This window comes from Ilyobacter sp., from assembly GCF_041583315.1.
In the GTDB taxonomy this organism is placed as follows: domain Bacteria; phylum Fusobacteriota; class Fusobacteriia; order Fusobacteriales; family Fusobacteriaceae; genus Ilyobacter.
Map to the genome: position 1 here is coordinate 1 of NZ_JBFHGC010000163.1, position 5,164 is coordinate 5,164.

Annotated in this window: 6 protein-coding genes; all 6 read right to left on the minus strand. The window is 34.9% G+C overall.

The features are described from left to right. A partial coding sequence (locus ABZA26_RS07040) for a sulfate adenylyltransferase subunit 1 (RefSeq protein ID WP_372713813.1) occupies nucleotides 1–1,244 on the minus strand: 1,244 nt, incomplete at its 3' end. Nucleotides 1,245–1,290: 46 nt separating this feature from the next. Next, nucleotides 1,291–2,172, minus strand: a complete 882-nt coding sequence (gene cysD, locus ABZA26_RS07045) for a sulfate adenylyltransferase subunit CysD (protein ID WP_372713814.1) — start codon at nucleotides 2,170–2,172, stop codon at nucleotides 1,291–1,293. Nucleotides 2,173–2,185: 13 nt separating this feature from the next. Continuing rightward, nucleotides 2,186–2,500 (minus strand): ferredoxin family protein, encoded by a 315-nt coding sequence (locus ABZA26_RS07050; protein ID WP_372713815.1) that lies wholly within the window; start codon nucleotides 2,498–2,500, stop codon nucleotides 2,186–2,188. Continuing rightward, on the minus strand, nucleotides 2,501–4,171 hold the full coding sequence (locus ABZA26_RS07055; RefSeq protein ID WP_372713816.1) for an adenylyl-sulfate reductase subunit alpha: 1,671 nt from the start codon (nucleotides 4,169–4,171) through the stop codon (nucleotides 2,501–2,503). Nucleotides 4,172–4,176: 5 nt separating this feature from the next. Further along, the gene (gene cysC / locus ABZA26_RS07060; RefSeq protein ID WP_372713817.1) at nucleotides 4,177–4,770 is read right to left on the minus strand and encodes an adenylyl-sulfate kinase; all 594 of its coding nucleotides are present in this window, start codon (nucleotides 4,768–4,770) and stop codon (nucleotides 4,177–4,179) included. A gap of 16 nt (nucleotides 4,771–4,786) precedes the next feature. Beyond that, the coding region (locus tag ABZA26_RS07065) for an anion permease (protein WP_372713818.1) at nucleotides 4,787–5,164 on the minus strand (378 nt) is incomplete at its 5' end.

The window sequence follows — 5,164 nt, forward strand, 5'->3', positions numbered from 1 at the left end:
ATAGTACCACCACCTGATATATCGTAGTCATCCACAATAACAAATCTACTCGTATTTTGAATATGTTTGTTTTCGTCGAAAGCAATCGGATTTTGAGTTTTAAGGATACATTCAGCAACATCATTTCTATCAATCTGTTCTTTGTTTACATTTGTAAGAGTAGATGCATCTATAACCCGTTTGATTTTTTCGATCTCAACCTTTACTTTGGCGTTCCCAATTTTTAAAAAATAGCTTTTACCTTTTATCATTGGAGATCTTCCAAGCCAAAATAAATTTACTCTTATTCTTGTGGCAACTTTTGGGTTGGAAAATCCAACTTTTGCTGCCATTTCCCCTCTTGTTATGTAGATTTGCTCTTTAAGGGTAAATCCGGTTGAATAACCTGCCGTTACGTAGTTTTGAGTTTTCCTATTAAACGCCTCAATTGATTTTACAGTACTTCTTTTTCCAGACGGATAAAATACCACCTCATCTCCAACTGAAAGCTTACCTGTTTCTATAGTTCCGGCTACTATTCTTCTATTGTCACCATCTTTTGTAAATTTATAAACATCCTGAACAGGCATCCTAAATGGTTTATCATCAGAAGTTTCTGCTATCTGGAAATTGTCTAGGATGTTGATAACGGTATTCCCATTATACCAGGGAGTATTTTCGGACTTCGTAGTAATATTATCACCTACCATACCGCTGATTGGAATAAAACTATCTGGTTCAACATTTATTTCTCTCAAAAAACCAGTATATTCTTTTACTATTTTATCAAATACATTTTTGTCGTAATTTACAAGATCCATCTTATTTACAAGAACTGAAATTTGGTTTATTCCCAACATCGAAAGAAGATATCCGTGTCTTTTGGAGTTTTCTTGTATCCCTTCATTGGCATCTATTACAAGAAGAGCAGATTCTGCTCTTGAAGCTCCTGTGACCATGTTTTTTAAAAATTCTATATGCCCTGGAGCATCTATTATTATATATTCTCTATTTTCTGTCTGAAAAAAACATCTTGCTGAATCTATAGTTATACCTTGGGCCTGTTCATCCTTTAGCGCATCCAATAAAAACGCATATTCAAATGGTTTGGAATTTCTACGGCACCTTTCTTTTACCTCTTCAAGTTTACCATTAGGAAGCGATCCTGTATCAGCAAGAAGCCTACCTATAATCGTGCTTTTTCCATGGTCCACATGACCAACTATTACTATATTCATATCTTCTTTTCTTTTTATATCCTTCATCAGCCATCTCCTCTATATTAAGAATAAGTTTCTACTCTATTAACTCTTACATGTACCCGTCTTTTCTCAGTTCTTCGAGGCCTCCACCATCTTCTTTATCTTGAGCTCTTCCAGATCTTTCTGCAATATTTGCAAATTTACCGGTTTTAAGTTCCTCGACTATATCTTCCACATTTTTAGCTGTTGAGTCCACAGGAGTGGTACAAGGATAACATCCTAAGGATCTATATCTTTTGCCTTCACCTTGATCAAAATACAGTGATACGACAGGTATTTTTTCTCTTTGAATGTATTCCCATATATCTAGTTCGGTCCAGTCAAGGAGTGGATGTATTCTGACATGTGTCCCGGGCTTGAAATCTGTTTTGTATTGGTTCCAAAATTCTGGAGGTTGGTCACCAAATTCCCATGTATTTTCTTTATTTCGCGGGGAAAAATATCTTTCCTTAGAACGGCTCCCCTCTTCATCTGCCCTTACCCCTACAATAACGCCTGTGAAAGCTTCCCTGTTTTCATCAATTTCATACACACCTTTTTTATGGTTTAGTCTGTATCTAGTCCAGTCCCCATTTAAAGTATGTTTCAAAGCATCTGCTTTTAAAAATTTGCAGCATTGAAGCCTTGACACATTACCATCTGGATAAGTTTGCTTAGAATCCAGAGCAACTTTATTCTCCCCATAAATCATATCGATTTTCCACTCTTTTGCAAATCTGTCTCTGTAATTGATCATTTCAGGTATCTTATAATGAGTGTCTACATGAACCAAAGGAATAGGTACATGACCAAAAAATGCTTTTCTTGCAAGCCATACAAGTACGGTACTATCCTTTCCTATAGACCAGAGCATACCAAGATTTTTAAATTGACTATATGCCTCTCTTAAAATATTTACACTTTTATTTTCTAATCTGTCCAAATGATCCATATTGATACTCCCCCTAAAACTTGTTAGAATCCTTTTTATTTACTTCTATCTCCTCTACAACGACTCCATTTTCTTTAATCTGCCATTTCATTATATTCTTTTCTTCTTTCACAAAAAGAGTACTACCACTTCCGCCTGTTTCCGGAAAAAGATACATCTCTATTGCCTGCACAGGACACTCCTTCATACACGCTGTACAGTCCCAACACTCTCTCGGATCATATATCTCTGCCTTGCATTTTTTATCTACAGATATAAGATTTCCTGGACAGACATCTACACAAAGTCGGCATCCAATACATCTTTTAGCATCAATTTTTATGGCCATCTACATCACCCTTTGAAAATCTCTTTGAATTATTACAATGTCGTTCTCTTTTTGATTGTATACTGAATTTACGAATTTAAACCAGTTTTCATTATCTAGGTTAGGATAATCACTTCTCTCTTGATAGCATTTCCATCTTGTTTCCTTTCGATAAATAAGATGTTCTATCACAACTTTAGCAACTAATATTCTGTTTATCAACTCATTATACTTAAGGACTTCTAGAGGTTTTTCACATTTAATCTTTTCTATATCCTTATCGAGTTTTTTTACAAGCTTTTTTGCTTTCAGAAGTTTCTCTTCGTTTGTTTTGTAATTTTCGCTTATTCCTCCAGCATATTCATCCATGATCTTCTGTAATTTTTCTTCGATATCCTGCGCCGAAAAAAACCCATTTTTATTATAAAGCGGATAAAAAACTTTTTTTATTTCAGACTCTATCTTATTGTTATCAAAATCCTTCGAAATCTTTATACTTGATAGATATTTTATAGCTGACTCTACAGCTATTTCACTCTCTGCCATACACCCTGTCACGTATTTTTTCGGAGATCCGCCACATACATCACCTGCAGCAAAAAGTCCTTTAACACTAGTACTTCTGTCATTTTTTATCCAGTATCCTGCTTGCCCGTGTCCACCTACTATGTAAGGTTCTGAACCGCATATCTCCACAGGTTCTTTTGATATATCAATATCTTCATCATGCCATTTAAGGATTATAGATGGCGACATGTTTAGGTAAGCTTTTTTCAATTCTTCTACCTGATCTTTCGTAACTTTTCTTGTATCTAAATAACAAGGTCCTCTCCCCTCAAAATTCTCTAAAATACTTGCATAAAGCCTCATAGGAGTAGATTTGTTTTCATATCTCTTCATATAATTTTCGCCCAGGGCGTTTATCTGTCCAACTTCGAGACCTTGTGCTATTGTTCCTGTTGGAGATATAGTATCCTTAGTCCTGAGGGCTATAAACCTCATTTCAAAGCTTGTCATTTCAGCTCCGGATCTTATGCCCATTGCAAGTCCATCTCCAGTATTGAAAGGTGAATACCACATCTTATGTCGAGCTTCTACAGGATTATTTGGTTTATATATTCCCGAGGCTCCACCAGTAGTACATATTACCGCTTTAGCCTTAATTACGTAAAATTTATCCATTTCTAAAGAAAAACCATAAGCTCCTGTTATTTGTCCTTTCTCTACTATATAATCTGTCGCAATTACTTTATTAAGCACCTTAGCTCCGCTTTCAATTGTTTTTTTTGCCAAAATTGGTTTTATATTCTCACCATTTATTTTGATACTTCTTTTTCCTCTGACAATATAATTGCCATCCTTATCTTTTAAAAAAACCAAACCATAAGCCTCTAATTTTTCTGTCATATGGTTTAATTTTTTTCCTATAGATAAAGTTAAATCTTCTCTTATTAAACCGTGGGATTCTTTTTTTACATAATCAACATATGACTCGGGAGTTTCACCCTCAGAAAGATATGCATTTATTGCATTCACCCCTGCGGCGAGACATCCGCTTCTTTTTATTCCAGCTTTTTCCATTATTACTACGTCTAACTTAGGATCTAACCCCTTTGCATGGATTGCTCCATGGCATCCAGCAGTCCCTCCTCCGATTATTAAAATATCCGTAATAATTTTAACAATTTCCAATTTTATCACCCCGCCCATGAATTAGTTATAAAGTCTATAAGTTTATCGGAAAGTTCATTTACACTTTTATTTTCAGTTTCTAGAACGACTTCCGCATCGATGGGAGCTTCGTATTCTGAATCAATTCCAGTAAAGTTTTTGATCACGCCATCTCTTGCTTTTTTATACAGACCTTTAACATCCCTTTTTTCACACTCCTCTAAAGAGCATTTCACATAGACTTCTATAAATTCTCCAGGAAGGAAGGAATTTCTAATAACTTCTCTGTCTTGCCTGTAAGGAGAAATGAAAGAGACAATAGTTATAACCCCTAAGTCTACAAAAAGTTTGCCGACTTCTGTTATCCTTCTCAAATTTTCGATCCTGTCTTCTTTAGAGAATCCAAGGTCCTTATTTAACCCGTGCCTTATGTTGTCGCCATCAAGGATATAAGCTAACTTGTTTTTTTCATGAAGTTTTTCTTGAACTTTTTTAGCTATTGTAGATTTTCCTGATCCCGAAAGACCAGTCATCCAAATAACGACACCATTTTGACCTAGCATACTTTCTCTTTCTTTTCTTCCTATTATACTTTCACTCCACACTATGTTTTTTGACATCTGCTTCCTCCTGTTTTTATATTCCTATAAATGGAAAATAATACTTTATAAATATGAACATAATAATCACCGATATAATCTTAAGAACAAAGCCACTTTTTATAAGAGTTTTTAGATCAAGTTGCTCTGTAGAATAAATCATAGCTACAACAGGACTGCTTATAGGAAAAATATATGAAAGTCCCGATGGAAGTGCTACCGACATAGTAACAAGCTCAGGACTGATACCCATTTTCATTCCAAGATTGATAGCCACCGGAAGGAGAATCACTATTACTGCACTATTTGAAATTAATTCCGTCATAAATATACTGATTGTTATGAATAAAAAAATAAATCCACTGTCTGAAAAGTTAAGATTCACAAGATAATTGTCAACAAACCATTTTAGTAC

What these genes read in the sequence shown, in the direction of transcription:
- cysC (WP_372713817.1), bottom strand. Translation starts at nt 4,770, where the DNA reads ATGTCAAAAAACATAGTGTGGAGTGAAAGTATAATAGGAAGAAAAGAA.
- cysD (WP_372713814.1), bottom strand. Translation starts at nt 2,172, where the DNA reads ATGGATCATTTGGACAGATTAGAAAATAAAAGTGTAAATATTTTAAGA.
- ABZA26_RS07050 (WP_372713815.1), bottom strand. Translation starts at nt 2,500, where the DNA reads ATGGCCATAAAAATTGATGCTAAAAGATGTATTGGATGCCGACTTTGT.